Consider the following 26,078-nt stretch of genomic DNA (forward strand, 5'->3'; position numbering starts at 1 on the left):
ACTTATAAAGTTCAAACATGCAGTGCCCGAAAGACTATGCTAAAGGGCAATTAAATTGTCGTTAGATTGAATGATTTTCAATCTTCAAAGGCCAGCACGGTCTGATGATCTTGTATCGATTACAAATTAAAAAGCCGTAGTATTACTACAGCGGCTTTTAAATTAGTGGGTCCGTAATAAATTTTCAAGGCATAAACTTAATACGAATAAGCCCTAAATTTGTTTATCTATTAAGTTTCTTATTTCACTAAGGGTGGTTTCTTTAACTATTTTACCGTCTTCAAATACGACTTCTAATAACCCTTTTGCCTCTTCTTGTTCAGTTACATCATCAAATAAGGTGAGCTCGTTATTTACTCTGTCTATTTTTAAGAGCCCTTTTGCCGACTTTTTCTTTGAGTCAGTTTTTGGGTCTTTAAAAAATAGCCAAACGTTCACCAGCTTTAACTACGCTAGTTGCTTTTACAGCAGAGCCATGCGTATCACGTGTTACGTATTGGTAGCTGTAAGAACCAATACCAAGCACTACTTTTGATGCAAACCCTTTATCCATGAGGCGTTGTAAAATTTGGCGCTGACGGATTAGTGTTATTGCGTCGCCGTAAATAGCGCCAATATGATCATCAAGCAGTTTATAACCTTTTGATGTTGTTGTACCGCCAAATATATCCCATAGGCATTCTATAAGTCCTTTAACTTCACATTCCATCAGTTCAATGGTGTTGTTATCTTCAAGTCCATAATATTGACCGTTAAAGCGATATGCCTCAAAGCCATTTAGAATAGCCTCTTTTTCAGCCTCTTTTTGTGTTTCAAATAACTCTTTGTAATCAGATACCGGTGAAACTTTGTAGCCCGTTAATACTTTAACAGGGTCGCCTGAGTCAGGGCGTATAACTAGGGTGCCATCGCGCGCCATTATTTCGCTTTTTAACTGAGGCAAGTAGTCAGTAACAAGTGTCCAAAAATCCCATGTGTCAGATACAACACTTAAAATCCCTTTTGGTGATTGCTCTTTCATTAAGTACTTAAAAAACTCTATTTCACCTTCCATAATCCATGAGCAGGTAACCGAGTGTTCAGTTGCATCAACAGAGCAGCCAACTAGCTCGTTATCTACATTTGCTCCGTAATATTTTTCTGCAAATAAAACAGCGGGAATGGTATCTGTGCCTACCAGCCCTGATGCTAGATGGCCAAAGCCACTCATTGCCGCAGCGTGTTTGCCAAACATACCTCTAAAGCTAAAGTCATGCCCTTGAAACGGCACAAATTCCATAGGCATTCCTGTTTTTTGTGCAAATTCTTTGAATACTTTTAAATATGCAACAGAAGTTGTAGTACTGGTTTGTATTGGCCAGTTTTCACAGCTCAATACTGTTTCAATCATATTTGTTAACCATTGAAAGCCAGCTTTAGTATTTACTATCGTCATAGGAGGTACTAAATAAGGGACTAGCGTTCCTTCCGGTAATGCTTTAATTTTTAATGGCAAGTAACCTAAATCGTGTAAGTCTTCTAAATACTTTACATCAACTGTATAGCCAAGCATTGAGCTCATAATACGTTTGTGATTAGCAACTGCGGTTGCTTTATCAGCTTTAAAAAACTCACTCCATTCTTCTAAAAGATAACTTTTAATAAAGTATTGAAGGCCAACAAACGCAACTTTATCGTTATTTTCTATATTGCTAAGTTTTCCGCTTCTTGATGTGAAGTTTGCATAAACCTCACTTACGTCAGGATGATAAGCGCGGCTATGGAATTCTTTATAAACATCTTTTTGCATACTTGCAGCTGTAATAGTCATGGTGTTTTCCTTACATCTCAATTATTTGTAAACTAATGGTGTTACTATTTTTAAAGTCATTAGCCGGTTTAAACGAATCTGTTGTATAAATACGGTCTATCAGGCCCTCAAAAACATCAAGCCCCTTTGAAAAAATACCGTGAGTAATAAAAAGAGAAATTTCAACCGCGCCATTACTTTTTAGTACCTTGGCAAGTTCGATAAAGGTTCTGCCGCCGTCACAAATATCATCGGCAATAAGCACGCTTTTACCTTTAACATCGCCAATAATTTCGGTTTTAATTATTTCGCCTGTTTTTAAGTTCCTCACTTTTTGAGCTTGTATAACCTCAGGTACGCCATTGAACTTTTCTGAAATTTTAATGGTTTTTTTACTTGCTCCCGCATCTGGAGAGATGAGTGTTAATTCGCCTTGCAAGAGTCTTTGGCTTAGTTCTTCAGAGCGCTCAAGTAACGAAATTTGTTCAACATTGGTTACCTTATTAATTAAAGCTGGGGATACATCGCTATGGGCATCCCAAATAGTAACCTTTGAAAAATTTAAGCTATTAATAAAGTTAGCCATAACAGCAGCGCCTAAAGCTTCTCCTTCAACGCAAACACGGTCTTGGCGTGCATAAGGAAAGTAGGGAATAACAAGTTCGATAGGCGTTCTGTCATTTGTTAATCTTTTTAACGCATCTACAGCAATCATTAATCTAACCATTTTTGAAGAGGTGGTTAGTCGTTCAAAAATCTCTATTTTTATAGAGCCTGAAAAATTAGCGGCGTTAAATCTGATATGCTCTTCACCACCAGAAAAAGTGAAATTTTCATAATCAACTAACGATTTACTTCCTGTTGAGTCATAGCTAAATACTTTCATTTTTTGTCCTTTTAATGTTTGTGTCCTAGCGACACAATTAAATTATCAAATGTTCCTATAGTAATCAAGTTATTTTTTAAACTAACTAGCTGAACTTGTGTATTGTCTGTAATTTTACTGTAGGTTGAAATTGAGGTGTGTTTAATTTATTGTGTCACTAAGACATTAATCTTGCATGGGTATGCAATGACTAATCATTACGATATTACCGAATACAAAAACCCATTATTTACTGTCGACAGTGTGTTATTTACTGTTAAGAATGACGCTCTAAAAGTACTGATGGTTAAGCGAGCGAACGAACCTTTTTCTGGTCGATGGGGACTACCAGGTGGGTTTGTCGACGTAGATATTGACGATAGCGTGAGTATGACTGCGCTTAGAAAACTTAAAGAAAAAACCAGTGTAGCGCCTCAATATTTAGAGCAGTTACAAACATACTCAGGCATTAATCGTGATCCGAGAGGGTTTAGTGTCACTTTAGTTTATTTTGCTTTAATTGCAGAGGCGCAAGTATCAACCCACATAGAAACAGTTGATGATGCAAAGTGGATTGATGTTGAACAAGTTAGCGATTTACCTATGGCTTTTGATCATAAGCATATTATTGAGCAAGCTAAAGAGCGTTTAAAGCAAAAAGCATTGTATTCAATGGCACCTGTTTATTGTTTGCCAGAACGTTTTACCGTAGGGCAATTTAAGTCAGTAATTGAAACCATTATAGGTAAACCTGTTCAGCGTAAAAGTATAATTAGACGTATTGAGGCTGCTGACATGTTTGAAACACTGGATGAAAAAGTTAAATCTGGCGGGCGCTTAGCGCAGTTATATAAAGTAAAAGCCGGCGTTGATATTGTAAATTTTGAACGTAATTTAAGTGTTTAATAAGTAAATTAAATGGTTGATTGGTGTGTTGTGGTAAAAGGCGATACAGTTACCAATTAAAAAAGGCTCAGCTATTAATAGTTGAACCTTTTTAATTTAAGGTGATTAACCAAGACTAATGGCAAGATACTTTATCTCATCGTCACTTATTTGCGGTAAAAAATAAATATCGCCGTATTTAAAATACTGCTGTGAGTTAATTATTACGGCCTGTGCAGCCATAGGCAGTGAGTCGTATGTTTGACCTAAGCGATAGTCCTTTACATTACTCACTTTTATTGCCTGATTAAGGCGAGTTGATGGCTCATCAACAACCGTATAACCATCATTATCCGCCATGTAGTATACATTTTGATAAGTGTAGTAAGTCGTATTATGGTGTTTAAAATGCCTATAATTTCTTGGTAGCGTATTTATACGCAGACCTCTAGGTGGTTTAACAACATGGTAGCCTCTTTTAGCTTTACGGTAGTAAAGGCCGTCGTTAAACGTAAACGAAATACCATTAAACCTAATCGATGCGCTACTGCGTGGTAAATGGTTTACAAATCGGTTTTGTCTGTAAGTGACTGAATTATGATGGTTTGTTAAGTAGTTATATTTTCTCTGGTTGTAGCGGTGTAGTTCACGCTTTTCCTGTTTGTACTTAGCAAGTTTACGTTTTTCTTGCTTACGGTCTTCTCGTTTTTCTTCTTTATGCTCAATACGCTGCTTTTTTTCATAGCGGCGTTCATCGCGTTTATATTCAACACGTTTGTCGTGATCGCGTTTAAAGCTTTTATCATTCTCTCGCTCGTTTTGTGCTCCAAGCGCAGAGCCTGATACTGCGCCAATGGCGAGCAGGGCAGGTAGTAAAAAAGTAAGTTTCATAGTATTGCCTCGTTTATGTTTTTACATAACTGGGTTCAATACTAGCGGCTCAAACTGAATGTTAACTGACATACAACAGCAAACGGAGTTATGCTTACAGCTTTTTACATTTTACTGACGGTTCTTGACATAATCTCTAGTTTTTGACGATTTTAGGAATATTTTGATACACCAAAATTATTAGTGGTATCACAAAAAATAGGATACGAAATTAGTAATTAAGCCTTCCTTGGCTTAATTAAATTAACTATTTTTCGTAGAGCGGATAATCGCTATAACCCACTTCAGTACCGCCATACATAGTGGCTGCATCGGCTTCGTTAAACGTCCAATTATTCGCTATACGCTCTGGTAAATCAGGGTTAGCTATAAATGGGCGACCAAATGCAAATAAGTCACCGTAACCTTCACCTAAAATACGCACCGCTTTTTCTACTGTGTATTTACCAGCATAAATAATGCGACCTGAAAATTCAGCTCGTACTGCTTTATAAAACTCTAGTGGTAAATCGGGAGCGTTATCCCAATCAGCCTCTGCAATCGATAAGTAAGCAATACCAGCTTGCTCAAGCACTTTAACGGCTTGTATATAAGTATGGTGAGGGTTTGATTCAACAAGTCCTAAATACACTCGTGTTTCGTCTGTGCTTTCAAATAAAGGAGCAAAGCGAACACCTAAACGGTTTGCGCCTACAACGTCACTTACCGCTTCAACTATTTCTTTTAAAAATCGCAGGCGATTAGTAAGTGTCCCACCGTATTGATCATCACGGTTATTTGTATGCTCAGAAATAAACTGATTAACTAAATACCCGTTAGCACAATGAAGCTCCACACCATCAAAGCCTGCTTCTAAAGCATTGCGTGCAGCTTGAGCGTACATGTTTACCAGTTCACCAACTTCAGTTGTAGTTAGTGCGCGGGGCTCACTTGGATCAGCCAACACTCCTTCACCAGGTGCGGTTTCAATAAAGACTTTTACATTGTCAGCAATAATATCTGAAGGGCCAACCGGTTTACCTGAATTTGGTTGTAGTGTGGTGTGCGATACGCGCCCTACATGCCAAAGCTGAGCAAAAATAACGCCGCCTTTAGCGTGTACTGCATGTGTTACTTTTTTCCAGCCTTCAATTTGTGCTTGCGAGTGAATTCCAGGGGTCCAAGCGTAACCTTGTCCACGAGGTTCTATTTGTGTGCCTTCAGTAACCATAAAACCAGCCGATGCGCGCTGCGAGTAATACTCAGCCATTAATTCATTAGGGATATTGCCAGGCTGAGTGCTGCGAGAGCGAGTAAGAGGAGGCATCACAATACGGTTTTTAAGTGTAAAAGGGCCAAGCTCAATTGATGAGAATAAAGGGGCGGTGTTAATTAATTCTGATTTCATTTTAAATTCTCTTATAAAGCAAACAAAGGCTTAAATAGTGGTTAAGCGACATTGGCAGCATAGAGATTTAAAGATACAATTTGAAACAACACTTTTTTGTACAGCATACAATTATGAATGGTATTAGTCGGCTTGATATAAAGCAGTTAAGAGTACTCAGTAGCTTATTAGAACTGCAAAATCTTTCACAAGTAGCCAAAAAAATGGGGTTAACGCAACAAGCCATTAGTGAGCAACTACGAAAGCTACGAGATTTATTTGACGATCGCTTGTTTATTCGCCAAGGCAATAACATGGTTGCTACTCCTAAAGCGCAAGGGCTAAAGGCGCCTGTTAACCATATTTTAAAGCAATTAGAGTCGTTACTAGAGCCTGAGCAGTTTAGCCCGCAAACTTATAAAGGTGTGTTTACCATAAGCGCAACCGACTACGCCACGCAGGCTTTATTGCCGCAATTATTTAATATTACCCGCCGTGAAGCGCCAGGTTTAAAGCTGATAGTGCGCGACTTTGCGTCTGACAACGTTAATCAACTTATAACGGCAGGCGAGCTTGATTTACTGATAAGCTTTCCAGAGTTCATACCTGACAACTTAGCGTATGTCACTTTGCTAGAAGAGCAGCACTTGTGTATTACAGGCTGTAAAAATGAGTTTGAAGATGAGCCCTTAACACTGCCGGAAATTGCAGCGCACCCGCAGCTGGTGGTGTCGCCTTCACGCGCTAATTTACGCGGATCGCACGATCAATGGTTTGAAAGCCAAGGGCTAAAACGTAATATTGTTATGTCGGTACCGAGTTTTTCAGCGGTGCCCGACATTTTACATACTACTGATATGCTCGCGTTTTACCCTTCAAGATTATTACCAAATAGTAAAGTTAGACTGCTAGAAGTTGAGGCACTTCCACCTACTTTTAAAGTGATAGCAGCATGGCATCCACGTACTAATAACAGCCCAATTCATAAATGGTTGATAGAGCAATTACAAAACTTATAAAATCCGTAAAAATGCAACAAGATCTAAACGCTCTTGCTTGGTGAGTTTTAATGGTTTTAACAGTTTCGTCGTCTTAGGAAAGTGTGGATCGTTTAATTGGTTTTTCCTAGGCTTAGGTCTTACTCCACCATGGTTATACATATTTACTATGCCTAGTAGATCATCAAAAAGTCCATTGTGCATCCATGGAAATGTTTCAGTTAAACCAAGTAGAGAAGGGGTTCTAAATAACCCTATATCACTTGGATTATTTGTAAAATTAAACCGGCCTTTATCTTCAAAACTACGGCCGTAGTAATGAAGGCCAGTGCCATGAAATTGGTTGTCACTTAATAGCGCGCCATTGTGGCAAGTCATACACTTTGCTTTAGTTCTAAATAAATGTAATCCGTTTAATTCATTATCTGATAAACGTCTAAGCGCTTTTTTTGGATTACTCTGAACCTCATTAATAAATGATTTAAAGCGAGTATTAGGTGCAATGAGTGTTCGCTCAAATGCAACGAGGGCTTCTGCCATTTGTGCCATAGAAAGCGTGTCTGAATTAAAGGCACTTTTATTAAATGCCGTATAGCTTTTATCTTTATTGACCCGTATTAAGGCTTCTTGTGGATCTAAGTCCATTTCAATTGGATTGCTAATAGGCATAAGTGCTTGTTGCTCAGCTGTTTTAGCGCGACCATCCCAAAAAAAGCTTTGCCACTGATCTATACCAAAAATAGCAGGGGTATTGCGAGTGCCTACTTGATCATTTATACCGACTGCAGTGGCACGACCATCATGAAAACCCTTATCTCGTTCATGACAACTCGCGCAGCTTACGGTTTTATCGCGCGAAAGCTGTGGATCATGAAAAAGCTTATTACCAAGTGCAACGTGCTCTGGCAATGGAGTAGCTATTGGCAATAACGAAAGAGGCTCAACTATACGCTCATCACTGGTTTGAATGGCAGGCCAGTTTACTTGGCTCTTACTATACAAACCACGTAACTCTTTGTTGCTGTATTGTTGAGCGTGCATACTAAAGGAGAGTAATAATGTAATTACACAAAGTTGCTTAATCATATTTATAAGTTACTCCAAGCCAAAACATACGCCCAGGCTCAATGCCTGATGCACCTTCGTTTACTGTGTAAGTACGGGCATTTAATAAGTTAGAAATATCCGCTCTAATGTCAATAGATTGAGTTTTTGTTAGGTTATGGCTATAGCGTAAACTTAGCCCTAGCATGGTTCTGGCGCGCATTTCTCGCTCTTCGTATTCATCAGCTAAACTTGATTCTACGGGGCAACTTGCACAGCTTTTTTCAAGCCCAATGCTTTGACTTGCGCCGGTGCTTACAGCGCTGGTGTAGCTGCCACTATAGGTAACGTTTAAGCCTGTACTAAACGAGTCGCTCCAATCAACATTCCAGCCAAGTGCGCCTGTAACAGGGGTACCAAAGTTGGTACGTATTTGAGCAAGCTGCCCAAGCGTTACAAGCTTGCCGCTGCCACTTGCATTTACATAATAAACAAGTTCGTCAAGTGGGGTATTTTCAGCGCTAGCACTGTATTCGTCGTTTGAAATTTTGTTTTCAGCGTATGAGGCGTTAGCCCATAATGAGTGGCTACCAAACTGCGCGCTCCACGATATTGAGTAGCGCTCTGAGCTGCCATCACCTTCGTTAGTCATATAAATATATTTATAACCATCACTGCCTGCTTCCTCGTCGGTAACTTGAGAAAACTGCTGATGCTTTTTACGCTTTACATACTTAAGCGATATATTTCCTGCTTTCTCAAAGGAGTGGGCTATGCCTAATGCTAGCTCGTCATCGTAGGGGGTATTTACATCATCAAAGCGGTATTTAAATGCGCCCGTGTAGTTAGATGGCAGCCAACCTTGAAGGTAGCCATTTTCGATAGGACGGTACTCTCGGTATGAAAAACGCTGCTGTTCTTTTACTTTATAACCAATAATAGCTGAGTCGTAATAGCGGTTAACGCCTGCGCTAATAATTGTGCGGTTGTCGTTAAATACATCGTAACCAAGCGATATACGCGGTGCGATATTATGATTAGCTAAAAAGTCATCATATTCGTAGCGCATACCTAAGTTTAGATTTAATTGCCCTAATGTAATGCTATCTGTTGCATAAAATGAGGCTCGATTTAAGGTTGCATTTATATACTCTGCAGGAGTTACTAAACGGCCATTAAAATACTGCGCGGTGGCTGTTACATTATTACTGTACGCTTTATTGTGATCTTTATTATTAAAATCAATTTCTCCGCCTAACTGCGCTGCAAGTTCGTCAATCGATATAGTTGTTTCAATTGCTTGGCAGTCAAGTGTATAGCCACTGCAATTAAGTGGCGTGCTAGCGCTAGACCATATAATTGGCGAGTCATAGCCGTAGCTATTTTGTATACGTTCGCGTTCTACTTCTTGGCGAATAAGCTCAATACCGGCTTTAATACGGTGCTCTGTGCCAGCAAATTCAAACGTCTTAAAGTCGAGGGTATTTTTCCAGCTGGTGGTATATTGGGTGTTATCGAGCGCGCCATAACCCCCTTGGCGAGAGTAACGTGTTTGCGCATCGCCTTGGTCGGCGTATTGCCCCCAATCTTTTCCTTTTGCTTGTAGCCAGTTATAAAAGTGAGCAGGGCCTTCTCGGCTGCTGTCGCTCATACTAAAATTAAGATTACTGTGCCACGTTGCTAAATCAAAGTGTTCAGTTAGTGCCGCCACGGCGCCAATTGCACCACCTTCTAAATGAAAGTCACTGTCTTTGGCGTCGGTTATAAAGTCATCTACTTCGTAAGGTGAATACATTAAAATTAAATCTAATGCGTCTATCCAGCCATTACGGTAACCATATTTTACAATGGCATTAATGTTTTTACGGCTTTGCGTTTTGACTTCTCCTAACGACAAATCACTAATATCGCTAGTTAAGTAATTAACGCTCATCATTAAGCCATGGCGCTCATTAATTTGTTTATTAGCACGTAAGTTGTAGCTTATTTTTTCGTATTTAGGTTCTTCAAGTGTGCTTTGGTCAACACTTTGCTGAGAGCTGTCTTGCTCGGCTTCTATAAAGTGATAACTCCCCCAGCTGCTTTGATTGCCACGTACGCCAAAACTATAGCTGTCGTTCGTAAATACACTTTTAGTTTTACTATCAACAATACCACCCGAAAAACCACCAAACTCTGCCGGAATGTTATGGTCGTACACTGTGATTGATTCAACTACATCTGAGTTTACATTCATGCTTTGTACGCCGCCCGACACATCGTTTGACGATGAGCTCAACCGAGATGAACTGCCAGGGTCTATGCGGTTATTGTAGTTCAATCCATCTAACGAAAACCCCGTTTGCCAAGGTTGCGCACCTGATATAGAAATTTCTGGTGCGCTAATTTCTGCGAGGCTACCAATAGAGTAGGCCTCGTTGCTTAGCTGTACGCCAGGGAGCAGGGCAATTAGTTCATTTATATCGCCGTTGCCTTTAGGTGTGGCGTTTATAAAGTCACGATTTAAGTAAGAACGTCCAATAACTTCGGGTACTTCTATGCCTATGTACTGGCCTTTTACTTCAATGTGCTCAAGTGCTTCACAGCGCTCTTTTTGCTCATTTTTAAGTTCGTTACATGGCTGTGGTTTTGGCTCTGTCTGCTGTTGCTGTTCTGCGGCGTATACACCCTGAGAAAGCAAAAGCAGACACGCGAGGGTAGTCGGTGTCTGCATATATTTCGGCTCTTTGTTAAATACCTAGTGGGGTTGTGTCTTCGCTATCAATTACGCCATCATTATCAGCGTCTTGGTCGGCTATTAATCCAGCTAAGGCTATGTCTTCATCACTGCTATTAGGTAAAAAGAAGTTAGGTAAGCCGTCGTGGTCGGTGTCTACGCTCGCAATAGCTATGCCTCTAAAGTCATCGCGTGAAGCAACTAAGTTGGTCATGCCTATGTAAAGCTCAAGCTGATCAGCCTCGCCATTAACGCCATTAGTTATTAGGCTTTGTGCTTTGGTAATATCGTTAATTAACGTAAAGCTGTTAACTAAATCTTCCATGTTGTCGGCAATAATTGTATTGGCAAAACCCAAAATAAGAGGCTCAAGCGTATTTAAAAGCGTGCTTGCTTGATTTTTTGCATTACTATAATTTGCTGAAAAATCACTTATATTGGCCGCGTTTGTGCCCATGCTTGAAAGCATAGAGTAGCGTTCAAATTCCCCGCCTGTAGCCGCTTCTAAACCAATGACTTCAGCTTTAACAGCGGCTAATATAGTTTCTAGCTGATCGCTTGTTAACTCATTTAACGCAGGCGTTATTTCGGCAATGGCATCATTTAAGGTGGTGCTTGCCAGTGATGTTTGGTTGGCATTAACTAAATAACCTAATGTTTCTAGGCGGGCTTCAAACCTGTCTTCGGTATCTCCTAGTGCAATGTAGCTAAGTAGTTGATTGTGTACACCAGCTACTTGCTCCGATAAGCCGCCTTTAATAAGCGATACCATTACTTGATTATGAGCTGTAATTGATGAGCTATTACTTAGCGTACGTACATCGCCTGCATTGAGCGTATTAAGCATAGTTAAACATTTATTCGCTGCACTTGCTGCATCGCCACCAACTCGCGCTGTTAAATCAACTAACGATTTACAGCCCTTGTAACCCGTTAAAACTGTGGTTGATAACTCTTTGCTAATGTATTCATCAGAGACTAAAAAGTCGCCAGCATAGGTAAATACTTGCTGTGCTAAGTCGTTTCTGCCTGCTTCACTTAAAATTAGGCCTGTGCCAGGGACGTTATCAAGTGAGGTTAGCGCTCTAAAAAATTCGCTGTAATCGCCGTTTTCAGTAAAAAAGCTGCGAGCTTGTGCTGCGGCACTGTTTATATCTTCACCGGCAAGTAGGCGGTTAGCTATATTAAAGCCGTACACTTGTTCTTGCGCGTTGTTTATATCGGTTTCGCTGTCTGATAGCATTATTGCTGGGTTTTCGTCGCTTTGGTATAAGCCTTCAATTAAGCCTGCTAAAAATTGAATAGGGTAGGTGTAGTTATCTAATGTAGCGGCGCTATAAGCCGACGTACTATAGTTATAGTTACTATCAAAACCCGTTGAGCCATACATAGCAAGTACTTGGTTAGTGTAATCTTTTGCGGCCTCAAACTCGCCAGCTCTATAAAGGTATTGCGCAGCCCATGCCCCGTGCAACGTTTTGTATTGCTCGTATGGTTGGCCTTTGTATTCGCCGCTACGTACTAGTCTGTAACCCGCTTTTACCGCGAGTTGCGCGTAGTTGTTTGCAAGTAATTTAGCTTGAGTTAAATCGCTTTCATCTAGGCTTTGCGCATAGCTTTCTAGAGCGTCATCTATTGATAAGCGTACACCATTTAAAAAAAAGCCATAGCTCGATGTGTATTCTTCTTCACGTACTTGTTCAGCGTATAACGAAATAGTATTTAACAAATTACTTGCTTGCGAAACTTGATCCGCAGCTAAATAGCTTTTTACTAAAGAATAAAGCGCTGATGCGTCTGATGAGGCAATGTTATCAAAGCCTTTATCAGCTAAGTATTGGTTGTAGGCTGCGACTGCTTGGTCGCGGTAATCGTTTGCTTTTTCTGTTTGGCCTATTTCATCAAGTGCTTGCGCTACCTCTTTTAATGCTGAAGAACGTGCGGTTTGCTCGTTTATAAGCGCTAAATAGTCGCTAGCAGTATCTAAAAAACCTGCACGCGCATAGGCAGCAGCTTGTGTTGCGTATACGTCATATCGAGAAAGTTCATCAGCAATATTTACGCTTAACTCATCTGCTTGTTTTAAGTGAGATAAGCTAGAGCTGTAGTAATAATTAAGTTTATCTTCGTTAGTTACATAAGAAGGGCTTAGCGAAATAATAGCCGTTAATGGCTCGCTAATTAAGCCATCTGTGTAGCTAATTTCAAATTGTTCATCAATGCTGCTTAGAGTTTGTGCCTTATAGGTAAATTCACCTGTGGTGCTATTTATGCTCATTACGCCATTGCTTGGTGGGGTAATTAGGCTAATAGTTACGGTGTCGCCATCTAAGTCTTGTGTGGTTATAACCCCTTCGGTGGTGGTTGAAGAAGTAACAAACACGTTAGTGGCGAGAAGTTGAGGAGCATCATTAACATTTTCAATAGCAAAGCGTATTACTACATTTGCCGTTAAACTGCCATCGTTTGCACTTATGGTTGCCGTATCTTCACCAAAATAATTACTAAATGGTGTGTAAGTAAACTCACCGTTAGCCTCTACTGCTATGATGCCATTACTTGGCGCGTTAGCAAGTGTATAGCTTAGGACGTCATCGTCGGTGGCTGTTACTTGAGCAGTAAAAGAGGTGTCTTCGTTTAAAGTGAAGCTTAGGTTTGGCTCATTAAATAAAGGTGCTTTATTACTAGAGCCACCACCGCAACCAGTTAAAATTAAAGTGCATAATATAGGTGTGAGTTGAATTAGCTTATTCATGATTATTGAACAGTAAAGGTTAATGATGTTGCAAATGATAACGCATATCAATTGTATTTTATACGGAAAAAGTAATTTATATGATAAATTAAGGTGATTTATTGAATGAAATAAAGTTTAAGGGGTTTAAATAAACTAAAAAATAGAATGGTAGTTTGCTAAGGCTGAATGGTTATTCCTTAGCAAACAATAGATTAAGCTTTAATTAACGTCTTTTATTATTAATAAAGGGAAGTGCTTAACGGAACGAGGTTGCCACTGATTAAAAATTATATTTTTAACACCTAAAGACGCAAGTGCCTTGGGTGAGTATGTCCAGCCTCGCGCATGTTTTTTTATTGCTGCTTTGCGTAAACTTGGCTCAAGACCCACAGTAAGTAGGTCATGATTTACATTAAAGTGTTTATACATTGCTCGTTCTCGCTTACTTGCTTTGGCTATAACCTGATCATAATGCGCACGGAGTACTTGCCATTTTTTACTTTTTTTGGTTCATCTAAATTTTTGACCATAGTGTCTATATCACTGTCGAGCCATTTTGCAGAGGCTGCATCGCCATGCCAGCCAACTATTGCATTTTTCTCAATGGTTGTCGGTTGCCCTACGAGTAGTATGTAGTTAGCACAAGATGAAAAGCAAAAGTCTTTTATGCTCACGCTAAGTTTATGAGCGGCGATCAAGTCAGCTAAATCCATACCAAAATCGATGTTACCGCCACCGCTGGTAATCGTTAATGCGTTTATCGAGGAATTGCTTTTTAAAAGTTCAGAAGCTTTATTATTTTGAACCTCAGTAATTTGGCCACTGTAATACAGGGTGTTTTTTTTAACGACCACCAGCGCGCTTGTTGAAAAGCTACAGCATAATAACGATATGTAAATAAGCACTAATTTTATCATTACTTGGTTTATTCCTATTTAATTCAAGCTATAAATATTTTGCAGAGAAACGATTTAATAATGCTAATGAACATACATATAAGCTTACCAAAACAAGGTCTGTAAAGCCGTTATCGCTTTGAATGATGTAAGTACTTAAAGCCATGTGGCCGCCATATGAAAAACATAAAAGTATACCCATAATACTGGTGTTTTTAACAATGTTACCAATTATAAAACTAACTAAAAAAGCTGCGCATGCTGTAAGTGAAAAATTAGCGGCATATACAAACTGCCATTGTTGTTGTCCAATTAATGGCAACGTAACAATAAAACAAAATATTCCTACGTAAATTGTAAATTTTAATGCACTTTGAATAAAAGCGCTTTTTGCTTGTGCAGTGCTATTGTAAATAGGGAGAGTGTAAAGCAATTCCCATGACTGCGTCCTTTGTGATCGACTCCATTGGCAAAGCGTGAATAGCGCAAGCAAGACATTTGTTAAACTAAACATTGAGTGCTTAGATATATCGTAAAAAAAGTTAATGATTATTGCGCTGGCACTCAATCCTACTAGCAAAATAGCAAATTGAGATAGTGAAGGACCTACAAAGTAACTCAAAGGGAAGAGCTGTTTATTTAAATACTTAGAGTAACTTGATAAAAAACCAACAGGAACAGGCGACCACCCCGATTGCACACCATGACGATAATTAGCAAAGGCATGACTGCTAAAGTGATATGGTTGGCCAAATTTATCTCTAAATACTAATAGGACTAAGTAAGTAACAATAGCTATAGGGATTAAAAAAATAGGTGTTTTTTCTAATAACACACAACTTATAATGCCTGTGGTGAATATTATGTAACATCCAAGGGTAAATAAATGACTGCTCACTCTACATAAAAGCCATAGCCCTAAACCAAGTGTATTCGCTACAAAGATAGTAGATAAAAGATGAATACTCTGCTCAATAGCTGCATTAATCAGCATGAAACCATTTATTATTGCAATAAACACTTTGCCTTGTTGCGTTACATGTTGGCAATAATCAACAACTAGCGCCTGCCACTCTGTGGCTTGTAAGCGAATACTTTGTAAAGCAAGTGATGCGTACATGCAAATAATCGCAAACATTGCGAGCAGATTAAGAATAACAGGTTCACTACCAATAAATAGGGGGGAAAAAATAGTCGCAAATATTGATGGCACAAAATAACTAGCGGGACCGGCTTCTTTTAACCATAAACCGCTCCAACCTTGGTACCACTTACGGCTTTGTGGCGAACTCATGCATGTAGCTCCACAAACAGTTGCTCTAAAGAAAGCGGATTAATACTCAATGCGCCATCAATTGTTTCGTTGTTATAACCATAAATAATGGCCGAATTTTTGTTTTGAGCTAATACAGTGTAAGCAGTTAAGTTAATAGTGTTATCGGTAAAATTAACTTTTCGGATAGTTTCGCGAATCTCATCTTGTTCATCAAATAACAGCAGTTCACCTTCTTTTATAAGGGCAATATGGCTTGCAACGCGCTCTATGTCGGAAGTGATATGTGATGAAAACAAAATCCCCGAACCGGAATCGAGTGCGAGATCGAACAAATCGCTCATAAACTCGCGTCTGGCAATAGGGTCTAGGCTTGCAACTGGTTCATCTAAAATAAGTAATTTAGGGCGATATGCCATTGCCATAATTAACGCAAGTGTTTGTCTTTGACCTATTGATAAGTTGCTAATTGCAGCGGTGCTTGAAAGTTCAAACCGACCTAGCCATTTGGTTTCAAGCTCGGTATCCCAGTTAGGGTAAAAACTACGATGTAGTGCCAATGCATCGGCTATTTTAAACCCCTCATAACCAAATGACTGTTGAGCAACATAGCCAATTTTAGCTTTGTTTTCAGCATTAATTTGTAAACTTGGCTCTGAAAAAACACTAATATCACCCATATCGGGAGTTACTAATCCAAGTGCACAGCGTAGTAAAGTCGTTTTACCTGCGCCATTTTTACCGAGTAAGCCAATTACCATACCTGGATACACATCTAAATTAATATTTTTAAGAATATTTTTTGAGTTAATTGTTTTATATACATTTTTGTAGCTAAGGAGTGGTTGTTCCATAGGGGTTATTTCCATCGCTTTTTAATTAATTCTATTAAAACAGCTTGCGATACATCGAGTTGTTTGGCTTGCTGAATAAGTTGATCGGCACCATTAAATAATAGCGTATCTTGTTGTTGTGTTTGCTGCTGTGATTTTTGCGCAACACAGGTTGGTTGCCCACGCCTTCGTTCTAACCAACCTTGTTCAACCAATTGACTTATCGCACGCGACACAGTCATAGGGTTAACCGAAAAGTGCTCAGCTATTTTCCTTACTGAAGGTAATTGCTCGCCTATCGATAATTGCCCGCCCACAATCAACCGCACAATTTGTTCATGCAATTGTTTATAAATTGGATCGCCACTATTAGGGTTGACATTAATAAATTCTAACATTATTCTTTCTCTACTGTATTAATACATTAATACACCGATACACTGTAGTTAAAGTTATCATATTGAGTGTAAAAAGCAACAAGGGAAAAGTAATGGAAACCATGTTTAATTTACGTAAAAAACTAACTAAGCTAACGCTTTTATCAATATTAGCGGGAAGTGGCAGTAGTGTATTTGCTCAAAGTAATGATCAAATACATACAGCTTTAACCCCATGTTATATGGAAGGGTTAGCCGATAGATTAATGTGTGGCAGTATTAAGCGCCCTCTCTCAGATAGCAGCGCTGATGGCGAAATCGACATTAACTTTGCGATTATTCCTGCTATTAAACTTAGCCACCCTGATGAAGCAGCGCTTGCTTTTGCTGGTGGCCCAGGGCAGGGCGCAATAGAGCTAGCTGCTATTTTTAATCGTAATTTACGATTTGTCCGCGAAACGCGTGATATTTTATTGGTTGATCAACGCGGCACTGGCTACTCAAATAAGTTGCAATGTGAAAGTAATGACCTGCAAACACAGTTTGCATTTAACGATTCAATGACTGATCTCGCATTACTGGGCGCTCAAGAAACACAAAAATGTAAAGCGCAGCTGAATATTGATTTAAGTCACTTTTCAACACCTGTTGCTGCAAAAGACTTTGAAGCTGTGCGTAAAGCTTTAGGTTATAAAGGGCTGCATTTGTACGGGGTATCGTATGGTACACGTATTGCGCAAGAATATACCCGCCAATTTCCAAATTCAGTATTAACGAGTACATTGGATGGGGTTGTACCTATGCAGCAAAGCTTGGCTGCAATAGGCGCAGCTATTGATGATTCGTTAGCGGCTTTATTTGCACGTTGTGAAAGTAATACGCTTTGTAATTCACAGTATCCACAGTTAAAAAATCAATTTAATACCTTAATGACGCAGTTAGATAGCCAGCCAATTGAAACAACAGTGAAACACCCGCGTACATACAAAAACATAACGCTAGTGGTGACTAAAACTAAGTTTTTTGGCGCAATACGTATGGCACTTTATAGCCACTCAATGCGAGCAATTTTGCCTTTGGCAATTAGCCAAGCCGCTAATGGTAATTTTTCGCCATGGGTTGGGTTAATGTCGGGCGTTGATATAACTGAACAGCTCGCAATGGGCATGCACAATGCCATTGTATGTGGTGAAGATTGGCCGCAGCTCAATGAGCAAAAGCGTTCAAAATATAATAAAAGCTACATGGGAAAAATGATGATTGAAGGGTTTGATGTAATGTGCCCAATTTGGGATGTAACCCCAGTAAATAAGAGCTTTTATAAGCCCGTGACGACGGAAGTGCCTACTCTATTACTTTCTGGTGGGCGAGACCCTGCAACCCCTGCAAGTTGGGCTGAGTTGGCAATGGTAAATATGAAAAATGCCACTCATTTGGTGTCACCTTCGGCAACTCATGGTATTGGCTCACAAACATGCGCGCCCAAAATAATTGCTCAGTTTATTAATCAACAAAATATGCAAGATATAGATACAAAATGTATCAATAACAATAACGATAAAAAGTTTTTTATGAATATAAATGGCGCAGCCAGTTCAATAATTCAAAGTATGGAGTAAAGGTATGATTAAGGTAACTAATCTAACTAAAAAAATTGGCGATGTTAACGCCCTTAACGGCCTAAGCTTTGATGCGAAAAATGGCCAAATTACAGGTTTGCTTGGACCTAATGGTGCAGGCAAAACAACCTGTTTACGTACCGTGTTCGGGTTATTAAAAGCCGACAGCGGTGAAACCGAAATAGACGGCATAGATGTAGCAAAAAATCCTATGGAAGCTAAGAAAAATTTAGGATTATTTCCTGATCCGTGTGGTCTGTATGAGCGATTAACACCTAGAGAATATATTACCTTTTTTGCACAATTAAGCGGGCTTTCGTCTGTAAAAGCGAAAGCAGCAACCAGTGAGGTAATAAAAAAATTAAATATGGACGATATTGCGGATCGCCGCTGCCAAGGTTTTTCACAAGGCCAACGCATGAAAACCGCTTTAGCACAGGCTGTGGTACATAATCCGTCTAACGTTATTTTAGATGAACCTACACGCGGCTTAGATGTAATGAGCACACGTATTTTAAGAGATCTACTTATACAGCTAAAGGAACAAGGACATTGCGTGCTTTTTTCATCGCATGTGATGCAAGAAGTTGCCGCATTATGTGACCACGTAGTGATCATGGCTAACGGCCAAGTAATAGCGCAAGGTTCGGTAGATGAACTGTGTGAAAAAGCAGGAAAAGCCACACTAGAAGAAGCATTTATTGAGCTAATTGGTAGTGATGAAGGAATAGCAGCATGATTAACTTATTAAAAGTACTCTATAAAAAAGAAATCATTGATGCCAGTCGAGACAAACGTTCAGTGATGGCGGGCTTGTATTACGCAATAGGTACTCCCATTGCAATGTGTTTACTATTAAGTGTATTACTGCAACAGCTTACATCGCCCGAAGGGCTCAAAATCACCATAGTAAATGCGGAGCAAGCCCCTAGTTTAGTTGCGCATTTAAAGGCCAATGAAATACAGAGTACAAACGATAAAAATGACGAACTACTCAAGTCTATTACATTAAATATTAGTGATGACTATCAAAAAAATATGCGTGAAGGTCGCCCTGCAACAGTTACATTAATTGCTGATAAATCAAATGATAAACTTGGTAAGCATATAAATCGTATTGAAAAAGCTCTGGCAAGTTATAACGCTGAAGTGGCTAGTTTACGTTTAATATCGCGTGGCATTGATCCAAGCATTATGCGTACCTTAGCGGTAGAGACGCATGATGAGGCGACTCCAGACTCTAAAGGCGGTATGTTTTTAGGCATTGCTACGTTGTCTATAATTTTAACGGTATTTTACGCTGCGATGAACCTAGCTATAGATACTAGCGCCGGTGAACGCGAACGTAATTCGCTGTCGTTATTATTAAGCCATCCGTTGAGTAGCTTACAAATTGTACTTGCTAAATCGGCTGCTATTGCCAGCTTTTCGATGCTAGGACTCGTAATCATTTTAATTGTATCTAAAATTACATACGGCTTAGTACCTTGGCAACAGCTCGGCTTTAGTATCACTATTACCCCAGCATTTATGCTGTTTTGTTTTGCAGTATGCTTACCTATTGCATTAATGTCGGCAAGCTTGCAGGTATTTGTTTCGTTTATGGCAAAGTCGTTCAAAGAGGCACAGTCATATGTAACTATGGTGTTATTTATTCCTATGTCGCTAAGTATGATAACTACCTATGACATTGCCACCGATATTATACAGTGGGTTCCTATTGCGGCTCAGCAATATGCACTTATTGAGTTTATCAAAGGTAACCCATTGCCAGTACCACAATTAGTACTTTCTACCTTGATTACATTAATATTATTTAGCGTGTTTAGCTTTTTAAGCGGCCGAATGCTGAAAAGTGAAAAGGTTGTGTTTGGTTTGTAACCCCACGCTTAAAATGTATTTCAAGCAATGCCCATAGTTTAACTAACATGGGCGTTTTTATATCCGACGATAAATAATGGCTATAGTTTATATTTTTTGAAATTAAAAAGAGGTGCTCACAAAGGGGGCAGAGAAGCTACGCTTAAGAGTAGAAAATACCTGTGTTGTATGTTTTTCTGAGGCTGAGGACGTACTCAAACATAAATATGGGAGGTATAAAGTAGAAGTGATGTAGTAAGGAGTCATGAAAACGCAGTAACGTAGTTACAATCTTAAAAACACCTGTTGAGATGGTATTTAGGGAAAATCTAGAAATAGCTAAATATGGCGTAACAATAATTTTTGTATTTACTCTCATAAAGTGTGCCCATTTAACCCATCTTTAACTCTCGCCCTAATAAACTGCTCGTAATGGTATGAATTAAGTATAATTAATGGTTTATTTTAAAAAGCACTCAACCAGTTTGTTACTTGCGCTTAGTTGTACGCTTGCTGCATGAAGCAGCCAGTCAGGCTATCAAGGTAATGGTATATTGCGCAGCGAGATCTCTATAGTAAATACAGCGTACAAACTAATACGGCACGCGACTAATAACACAAATAAGCCCGCTAATGTTGGCTACGGTTTAGGGCTGCAGAGAAGGTTAAACTTGGAGTTTTAGGGAACGTTGGAACTGATGGTTTTTTTAGCCCGACGGTAACGTCATTTATTATTCAAAAAGTAGAACCTAATTCACCCGCTGAAAAAGCAGGGATTGTTGCTGGGCAAAAAATAATTTCTATAGAAAATTGTAAAATTCCAGGCTGCCCTGCCAGTGAAGCAAAAGAATTAATGCGCAAGGAGTCTGGAGAGATTTTACAATTACTTTTAGAGAATGAAGATGGTAGCCAAGTACCTTTAAAAATCCCTATGAATGCTTGGTAAACCTAAGAAGTTTTTAAAATACCTAAATATACCCAGCCTATAAAGTATGGTTATTTCCAAAGCGTGGTTTTGTGTAAATGAGCTAGACGCAGTAAATGTTGGCAACGTTAGCGAGCTTTTGGAGTACTACTTACTCGGTTTATATGTAGGTTACTACTTAAAGTAATTGGGATAGATTAAAAAGGTTTGATCAGTAATAACCTTAATTAATGAATACATTGGTATTGCGTTAAATACGGCAATACCAATGATTATTAGACTAAAGCTTATAGATCGCTGCGCCAGCCCATGCCTGACTCTTCCATTAAACGCTCGTACACGCCTTCTATGTTAAGCGGTAACCATGCATCAAACTGTTTAAAGTCACTAAATTGGTCTAATTTTACATTTTGTTTAATTTCGTCAAGCGTATTACCGGCTAAAACGCCTGCTGTTACTTGCCTATATAAAAGCTCTAAATAACTTAAGTAACGCGCTACATCTGCCTTGCTGCCAATATCGGCATGTCCGCCTACAAAAGTATTAAAGTCGTATTTGAGTACCGCTTGGGTTGAGTTAATCATGCCTTGAATATCGTAACTCCACAGTTTTTGCCATGGCATTCTGCCAATAACAATCCAATCAACCACAAATAACGTTTTTTGCTTTTCGAATAATATACTAACCGAACCACGACCATCGTTTGGACCATGATAGTTAAGCCTTACTGTTGACTCACCAAGGGTAAGTAGTAGCTCGTTATCAAAAGTAAGACTGGGCATTACCGTTTTTATTTGTGTGTTTTTAATATCTTGCGCAGCGAGTTTATGCGCTATAAACGTGGTGTGCGGGCTTTTAAATACCTCGGCGCCGTAAATATGATCGCTGTGATTATGGCTATAAATTACATATTTTACAGGCACGTTATAGCGAGTTTTAATTTGCTCGCTTAACCAGGTGGCGGCTTTTTTATTAAGTGGGTCGGTAACAATCGCGCCCTCAGAAGTGATTAAAAATACTGAGCGGTGTCTGTCGTCTATAAAGCGGTGTAAGCCATTGCCTAGGTCTTCTATTTCATAGGCTTGTGTGGCAAAGCCCATAAATAATAGGGCTGTAGTTAATAGTTTTTGTAGCAAGCGGGGCATACACCATTCTTTTTTAAATTAATTAATAACACGTTTAAAAGAAGAGAGTGCAAGGCCGTAAAAAATTTCAGTTGTTAGTTAAATTAAAACTTAAACCTAAGCCTAAACTTAAGTAAAAGGATCAAATATAAGGATGAAATAAAAAGCCATTATAAAAATGGCTTTAGATAGGTTGGTTGGGTTTATCTTTGTGTTAGTTGTTGGTTTATTTCTTCAAAGATATTGGCATCGTCTATGGTTGAAGGTATTTGTAGCTCTTCGCCATCGACTAGTTGGCGCAAATTTTTACGCAGTATTTTACCCGAGCGAGTTTTAGGTAACCTATCTACGCTAACTATATTTTTAAGGCACGCAATAGCGCCAATCTGATTACGAACACTTAAAACAAGCGCTTCTTCCACGTCGGTACTTGAGCCCATAAAATCATTTTTAAGCACGATCATTCCCATAGGGAGTTGCCCTTTTAGAGGATCGTTCACACCAAAAACAGCGCATTCGGCAACAGCAGGGTGCGCGGCTACTATCTCTTCCATTTCGCCGGTAGAAAGCCTATGTCCTGCTACATTTATAACGTCGTCGGTTCTGCCCATAATAAATAGGTAGCCGTCTTCATCAATATAACCACCATCGCCAGATAAATAATAACCCTCGTATTCATTTAGGTAGCTTGCTTTAAAGCGCGGGGTATCTTGCCAAATAGTTGGTAGGCAACCCGGTGGAAGTGGCAGTTTAATTACCACGGCGCCTTGCTCGTTAGCTGCGCATTCATTGCCATCCATATCCAATATTCGCACGTCAAAACCAGGAGTAGGCACGGTAGAGCTGCCAGGTTTTGTTGCTAAGTACTCAAGCCCTACAGGGTTACAAGCAATAGCCCAGCCGGTTTCTGTTTGCCACCAATGATCAAGCACTGGCAGTTTGGTTTTTTCTTTAAGCCATTCGTAAGTGGGAGGATCTAATCGCTCGCCGGCTAAAAACAAACGTTTTAAGCTAGAGGTATCGTATTGATTAAAACCATTGGCATTTGGGTCTTCTTTTTTAATTGCTCTAAATGCGGTGGGGGCACTAAATAATGCATTTACTTTATATTCTTCAACCACGCGCCAAAATGCACTGGCGTCGGGTGTTTTAACGGGTTTACCTTCATATAATACAGTTGCGCAGCGATACATTAGCGGCGCGTAAACTATATAAGAGTGCCCAACTACCCAGCCAATGTCAGACGCTGCCCAAAATACGTCGCCGGGCTTCATACCATAAACGGTTGCCATGCTGTATTGCATTGCCACTGCGTGACCGCCATTTTCGCGCACTACGCCTTTGGGTGTGCCTGTCGTGCCTGAGGTATATAAAATATAAAGTGGATCATCTCCATTTACAGGCACCGGATCTGCGCTTGCAGCAGTTTGCATTGCCTGAGTCCAATCTATGTCTCGTTCAGGCTTAAGAGTGGCGGTTACTTGTGGGCGCTGATAAATAACGCAGTGTTCTACTTTGTGCTTAGCTAAGTCTATTGCGTTATCAATAAGTGGTTTGTATTCAATAATGCTGTTTATTTCAACACCGCATGAGGCGCTAAGTATAAGTTTGGGCTTGGCATCGTCAATGCGTACAGCTAATTCATGTGCAGCAAACCCACCAAATACCACAGAATGAATAGCACCAAGGCGAGCGCACGCCAACATACCAATAACAGCTTGTGGGATCATGGGCATATAAATAACAACGCGATCGCCTTTTGTAACACCTAACGATTGCATTACGCCTGCAAATTTAGCAACTTCTTGTTGTAGTTGTGAGTAGTTATAAGTTTGCTTTGTGTTAGTGACTGGAGAGTCGTAAATAAGTGCAGTTTGCTCGCCAAATCCGGCAATAACATGTTGGTCTAGCGCTAAAAAACTGGTGTTTAATTGCCCGTCGCTAAACCAATGATAAAGCCCGTCGTCGTCTTGTGTGTATGCTGTTGTGGGGGTTTTATACCATGGAATATTTTTACTTTGTTCGAGCCAAAATTGGGCTGGGTTTTGTTTAAAGCCATTATATTGCTGTTTATATTCGCCTGACATGTAAGGCTCCTAAAGCTAAATTTGTGTGTGAGAGACCTTACAAAATGTAGGCTTTTTTTAGCAAGCAAGCTATTCGACCTTGGTCGGTTAAAAGTTAATCAACACACTGGTTTTAAAAATACAAAATTGACAATACAAAGCGTGTGGTTCAGCATGGCAGGCAGTAAAAATAAGAGAAAACACGATATGAGTAACGTAGTAAGAGTAGGGGTTGCGGTTATCATAAAGCATCAAAACACAATTTTACTAGGTGAGCGCATTGGCGCGCATGGTGCTAATACATGGGCAACACCTGGTGGGCATTTAGAGTTTGGTGAAAGTGTTGAGCAATGTGCAATACGAGAAGTGTTTGAAGAAACAGGTTTAAAGGTAAGTAAAATTACTAAGCTTGATTTTACCAATGATATTTTTACAGCAGAGAACAAGCACTATATTACGCTGTATGTAAAAGCTGACTTTGAAGGCGGAGAGCCTGAGCTTAAAGAGCCTAATAAATGTTTAAAGTGGCGCTGGTGCGATATTAATAATCTACCAACGCCACTGTTTACATCACTAAAAAATTACTTATCTGAGGCTGTAATAGCCTAGTTATTTTGTTGGCGGTGTCGCTGGGCTTAACGCTAGTTTACTAAAGCTTACTTGAGCGTAATCGCCATTTTGTTTATCTGTAGTCCAATCGCCAGTACCTAAACAACCTGGGTACCAAATACCTTTCGCGCTTTTAGTACTACATTGGTTATAAGCGCCGGCTTTAAAGTAATGCCAATCTGCAGCGTAACCATGTGGATGATCTTTTTCGTCCACTTTGCCATAAGCATCTACGTTATTACCTAAGTTAATAGAGTAGTTAACGTCTTCTTTGCCTTGTGCGCTAAATGTAAGGTGCATAACATTTTTATACACATTTACCGTGTAGCTAAATTCTTCACCTAGTGCAATACCGGCACTGCCAGGCTCGTTAGGGTTTTCCCATGTATTCCCCCAAACTGGGTAAGTAATGTCTGTACGGTCAGGATTGGTTTTAGCTAAGTTACGTTCGTAGTTCCAAAAAACTGAGCCTGTTTTGTGCCCTGGCCATTTTTTGTAATATATTTTAAGTGGCTCATTGCCCCAGCCATAACCAAGCTTGGTATCAATAAGCGCTTGATCTTTACCTGCGTGAATTTGCCCTACAACAACAGAGTAAGCTGCTTTTTTATCAGGATCAGTTGCACGTAGCGCAACGTGATCTACCTTTAACGTTGCTTCCATTTTTCCACCAACAGAACCAAATCGGTCAGATAACGGATGTACAGCTAAAGCAAAGTTGTTTTTAGAGTGTTTAGTTTTAATTTTAGTATTTGATCCACGGATCATTTGTCTAAGTTCACTACGAGTATTAGTAGAGTTAGCACTTGTAAGCGCTTTATTAGGCGAGGTAAATACCATGTAGCCTTTATCATCAAGATAGAAAAAATCAGGGTGTGCGTAAGTCTGAATTTCTTCTACATCTATTTCATCAATTTTACCGTCGTTGTTTAAATCAACTGGTACATTTATTTTCCAGTGTGATAAATCAAACTTTGTTGCAGGTACCGGCGCATCGCTTTGCTGATTAGTGCTTTGGGTACTTGAACAAGCCGTAAAAAGTAGAGGTGTGATAACGGCTAAAGCCGTAAGTTTAAATGTGGATGTATTTTTTATCATTATTGTCTCTGTGTGATGAAGTAAAAATTGTGCGGTAAAGACATCGCTCAACTTCAATCTAACATACCAATTTAAAAATTAAAACTTACCAATTTTGTGTTTTTTAT

Annotated in this window: 22 protein-coding genes and 1 pseudogene; 7 read left to right on the forward strand and 16 right to left on the reverse strand. The window is 39.5% G+C overall.

Annotated elements, in window-relative coordinates; translation table 11 throughout:
- Window positions 1–213: 213 nt before the first annotated feature.
- The 3 genes from P20495_RS22450 to prs are packed head-to-tail and all read right to left on the reverse strand — an operon-like array spanning window position 214 to window position 2,675.
- Complete coding sequence (locus tag P20495_RS22450; protein ID WP_008135072.1) at window positions 214–438, reverse strand: hypothetical protein; 225 nt, start codon at window positions 436–438, stop codon at window positions 214–216.
- Window positions 416–1,810, reverse strand: a complete 1,395-nt coding sequence (locus P20495_RS13675) for a nicotinate phosphoribosyltransferase (RefSeq protein ID WP_008135074.1) — start codon at window positions 1,808–1,810, stop codon at window positions 416–418. Before P20495_RS13675 ends, P20495_RS22450 begins: the two co-directional genes overlap by 23 nt.
- 10 nt (window positions 1,811–1,820) lie before the next feature.
- On the reverse strand, window positions 1,821–2,675 hold the full coding sequence (gene prs, locus P20495_RS13670) for a ribose-phosphate diphosphokinase (RefSeq protein ID WP_008135076.1): 855 nt from the start codon (window positions 2,673–2,675) through the stop codon (window positions 1,821–1,823).
- A gap of 186 nt (window positions 2,676–2,861) precedes the next feature.
- Between prs and P20495_RS13665 the strand changes: the two genes are divergently transcribed.
- Window positions 2,862–3,560, forward strand: a complete 699-nt coding sequence (locus tag P20495_RS13665; protein WP_008135078.1) for an NUDIX domain-containing protein — start codon at window positions 2,862–2,864, stop codon at window positions 3,558–3,560.
- A gap of 105 nt (window positions 3,561–3,665) precedes the next feature.
- On the opposite strand, the gene P20495_RS13660 is transcribed toward P20495_RS13665, so the two are convergent.
- Entirely contained in the window at window positions 3,666–4,430 is a 765-nt protein-coding gene (locus P20495_RS13660; RefSeq protein ID WP_008135080.1) for a DUF6515 family protein, read from the reverse strand.
- Window positions 4,431–4,677: 247 nt separating this feature from the next.
- On the reverse strand, window positions 4,678–5,817 hold the full coding sequence (locus P20495_RS13655) for an alkene reductase (RefSeq protein WP_008135082.1): 1,140 nt from the start codon (window positions 5,815–5,817) through the stop codon (window positions 4,678–4,680).
- 80 nt (window positions 5,818–5,897) lie between these two features.
- Between P20495_RS13655 and P20495_RS13650 the strand changes: the two genes are divergently transcribed.
- Entirely contained in the window at window positions 5,898–6,815 is a 918-nt protein-coding gene (locus P20495_RS13650; RefSeq protein WP_008135084.1) for a LysR family transcriptional regulator, read from the forward strand.
- Here the strand turns inward: P20495_RS13650 and P20495_RS13645 are convergent.
- From P20495_RS13645 to P20495_RS13610, 8 genes are all read right to left on the reverse strand, one after another.
- A complete protein-coding gene (locus P20495_RS13645) occupies window positions 6,810–7,880 on the reverse strand; it encodes a cytochrome-c peroxidase (protein ID WP_008135086.1) in 1,071 nt (356 codons plus the stop codon). The two genes, P20495_RS13650 and P20495_RS13645, sit on opposite strands and share 6 nt — an antisense overlap.
- Complete coding sequence (locus P20495_RS13640; RefSeq protein WP_008135087.1) at window positions 7,873–10,551, reverse strand: TonB-dependent receptor; 2,679 nt, start codon at window positions 10,549–10,551, stop codon at window positions 7,873–7,875. The genes P20495_RS13645 and P20495_RS13640 overlap by 8 nt, the downstream gene beginning before the upstream one ends.
- A 16-nt stretch (window positions 10,552–10,567) precedes the next feature.
- Entirely contained in the window at window positions 10,568–13,309 is a 2,742-nt protein-coding gene (locus P20495_RS13635) for an Ig-like domain-containing protein (protein WP_008135089.1), read from the reverse strand.
- A gap of 201 nt (window positions 13,310–13,510) precedes the next feature.
- The gene (locus tag P20495_RS13630) at window positions 13,511–13,720 is read right to left on the reverse strand and encodes a hypothetical protein (protein WP_007376930.1); all 210 of its coding nucleotides are present in this window, start codon (window positions 13,718–13,720) and stop codon (window positions 13,511–13,513) included.
- Window positions 13,721–13,746: 26 nt separating this feature from the next.
- A complete protein-coding gene (locus tag P20495_RS13625; RefSeq protein WP_008135091.1) occupies window positions 13,747–14,208 on the reverse strand; it encodes a hypothetical protein in 462 nt (153 codons plus the stop codon).
- 28 nt (window positions 14,209–14,236) lie between these two features.
- Window positions 14,237–15,481, reverse strand: a complete 1,245-nt coding sequence (locus tag P20495_RS13620) for a hypothetical protein (protein ID WP_008135094.1) — start codon at window positions 15,479–15,481, stop codon at window positions 14,237–14,239.
- Complete coding sequence (locus P20495_RS13615; RefSeq protein WP_007376927.1) at window positions 15,478–16,314, reverse strand: ABC transporter ATP-binding protein; 837 nt, start codon at window positions 16,312–16,314, stop codon at window positions 15,478–15,480. Before P20495_RS13615 ends, P20495_RS13620 begins: the two co-directional genes overlap by 4 nt.
- A 5-nt stretch (window positions 16,315–16,319) precedes the next feature.
- On the reverse strand, window positions 16,320–16,691 hold the full coding sequence (locus P20495_RS13610; RefSeq protein WP_007376926.1) for a GntR family transcriptional regulator: 372 nt from the start codon (window positions 16,689–16,691) through the stop codon (window positions 16,320–16,322).
- A gap of 92 nt (window positions 16,692–16,783) precedes the next feature.
- On the opposite strand from P20495_RS13610, the gene P20495_RS13605 reads away from it, so the two are divergent.
- The 4 genes and pseudogenes from P20495_RS13605 to P20495_RS22780 all read left to right on the forward strand — a co-directional run.
- Window positions 16,784–18,289 (forward strand): alpha/beta fold hydrolase, encoded by a 1,506-nt coding sequence (locus P20495_RS13605; protein WP_008135098.1) that lies wholly within the window; start codon window positions 16,784–16,786, stop codon window positions 18,287–18,289.
- A gap of 4 nt (window positions 18,290–18,293) precedes the next feature.
- Entirely contained in the window at window positions 18,294–19,028 is a 735-nt protein-coding gene (locus P20495_RS13600; protein WP_008135099.1) for an ATP-binding cassette domain-containing protein, read from the forward strand.
- On the forward strand, window positions 19,025–20,170 hold the full coding sequence (locus tag P20495_RS13595; protein ID WP_008135100.1) for an ABC transporter permease: 1,146 nt from the start codon (window positions 19,025–19,027) through the stop codon (window positions 20,168–20,170). Before P20495_RS13600 ends, P20495_RS13595 begins: the two co-directional genes overlap by 4 nt.
- A gap of 652 nt (window positions 20,171–20,822) precedes the next feature.
- Window positions 20,823–21,095: pseudogene (locus tag P20495_RS22780) on the forward strand (PDZ domain-containing protein); the annotation flags it as partial.
- Window positions 21,096–21,361: 266 nt separating this feature from the next.
- Here the strand turns inward: P20495_RS22780 and P20495_RS13590 are convergent.
- Window positions 21,362–22,219 (reverse strand): MBL fold metallo-hydrolase, encoded by an 858-nt coding sequence (locus P20495_RS13590; RefSeq protein ID WP_033015396.1) that lies wholly within the window; start codon window positions 22,217–22,219, stop codon window positions 21,362–21,364.
- 182 nt (window positions 22,220–22,401) lie between these two features.
- Window positions 22,402–24,285 carry a propionyl-CoA synthetase gene (locus P20495_RS13585; RefSeq protein ID WP_008135103.1) on the reverse strand — a complete coding sequence of 628 codons (1,884 nt, stop codon included), beginning with the start codon at window positions 24,283–24,285 and terminating at the stop codon, window positions 22,402–22,404.
- Window positions 24,286–24,471: 186 nt separating this feature from the next.
- Here P20495_RS13585 and P20495_RS13580 point away from each other — a divergent pair, with 186 nt between their 5' ends.
- Window positions 24,472–24,873: an NUDIX hydrolase gene (locus tag P20495_RS13580; protein ID WP_007378216.1), complete on the forward strand. Its 402-nt coding sequence runs from the start codon at window positions 24,472–24,474 to the stop codon at window positions 24,871–24,873.
- On the opposite strand, the gene P20495_RS13575 is transcribed toward P20495_RS13580, so the two are convergent.
- Window positions 24,874–25,971: a polysaccharide lyase family 7 protein gene (locus tag P20495_RS13575; RefSeq protein WP_008135105.1), complete on the reverse strand. Its 1,098-nt coding sequence runs from the start codon at window positions 25,969–25,971 to the stop codon at window positions 24,874–24,876.
- Window positions 25,972–26,078 lie beyond the last annotated feature (107 nt).

The organism is Pseudoalteromonas sp. BSi20495 (genome assembly GCF_000241185.1).
Lineage (GTDB): Bacteria > Pseudomonadota > Gammaproteobacteria > Enterobacterales > Alteromonadaceae > Pseudoalteromonas > Pseudoalteromonas fuliginea.

Coding starts and splice junctions, on each gene's coding strand:
- P20495_RS13635 (WP_008135089.1), bottom strand. CDS start 13,309: ATGAATAAGCTAATTCAACTCACACCTATATTATGCACTTTAATTTTA.
- P20495_RS13590 (WP_033015396.1), bottom strand. CDS start 22,219: ATGCCCCGCTTGCTACAAAAACTATTAACTACAGCCCTATTATTTATG.
- P20495_RS13600 (WP_008135099.1), top strand. CDS start 18,294: ATGATTAAGGTAACTAATCTAACTAAAAAAATTGGCGATGTTAACGCC.
- P20495_RS13625 (WP_008135091.1), bottom strand. CDS start 14,208: ATGATAAAATTAGTGCTTATTTACATATCGTTATTATGCTGTAGCTTT.
- P20495_RS13580 (WP_007378216.1), top strand. CDS start 24,472: ATGAGTAACGTAGTAAGAGTAGGGGTTGCGGTTATCATAAAGCATCAA.
- P20495_RS13585 (WP_008135103.1), bottom strand. CDS start 24,285: ATGTCAGGCGAATATAAACAGCAATATAATGGCTTTAAACAAAACCCA.
- P20495_RS13640 (WP_008135087.1), bottom strand. CDS start 10,551: ATGCAGACACCGACTACCCTCGCGTGTCTGCTTTTGCTTTCTCAGGGT.
- P20495_RS13665 (WP_008135078.1), top strand. CDS start 2,862: ATGACTAATCATTACGATATTACCGAATACAAAAACCCATTATTTACT.
- P20495_RS13620 (WP_008135094.1), bottom strand. CDS start 15,481: ATGAGTTCGCCACAAAGCCGTAAGTGGTACCAAGGTTGGAGCGGTTTA.
- P20495_RS13595 (WP_008135100.1), top strand. CDS start 19,025: ATGATTAACTTATTAAAAGTACTCTATAAAAAAGAAATCATTGATGCC.
- P20495_RS13630 (WP_007376930.1), bottom strand. CDS start 13,720: ATGTATAAACACTTTAATGTAAATCATGACCTACTTACTGTGGGTCTT.
- P20495_RS13645 (WP_008135086.1), bottom strand. CDS start 7,880: ATGATTAAGCAACTTTGTGTAATTACATTATTACTCTCCTTTAGTATG.
- P20495_RS13660 (WP_008135080.1), bottom strand. CDS start 4,430: ATGAAACTTACTTTTTTACTACCTGCCCTGCTCGCCATTGGCGCAGTA.
- P20495_RS13575 (WP_008135105.1), bottom strand. CDS start 25,971: ATGATAAAAAATACATCCACATTTAAACTTACGGCTTTAGCCGTTATC.
- P20495_RS13675 (WP_008135074.1), bottom strand. CDS start 1,810: ATGACTATTACAGCTGCAAGTATGCAAAAAGATGTTTATAAAGAATTC.
- P20495_RS13610 (WP_007376926.1), bottom strand. CDS start 16,691: ATGTTAGAATTTATTAATGTCAACCCTAATAGTGGCGATCCAATTTAT.
- prs (WP_008135076.1), bottom strand. CDS start 2,675: ATGAAAGTATTTAGCTATGACTCAACAGGAAGTAAATCGTTAGTTGAT.
- P20495_RS13655 (WP_008135082.1), bottom strand. CDS start 5,817: ATGAAATCAGAATTAATTAACACCGCCCCTTTATTCTCATCAATTGAG.
- P20495_RS13615 (WP_007376927.1), bottom strand. CDS start 16,314: ATGGAACAACCACTCCTTAGCTACAAAAATGTATATAAAACAATTAAC.
- P20495_RS13605 (WP_008135098.1), top strand. CDS start 16,784: ATGGAAACCATGTTTAATTTACGTAAAAAACTAACTAAGCTAACGCTT.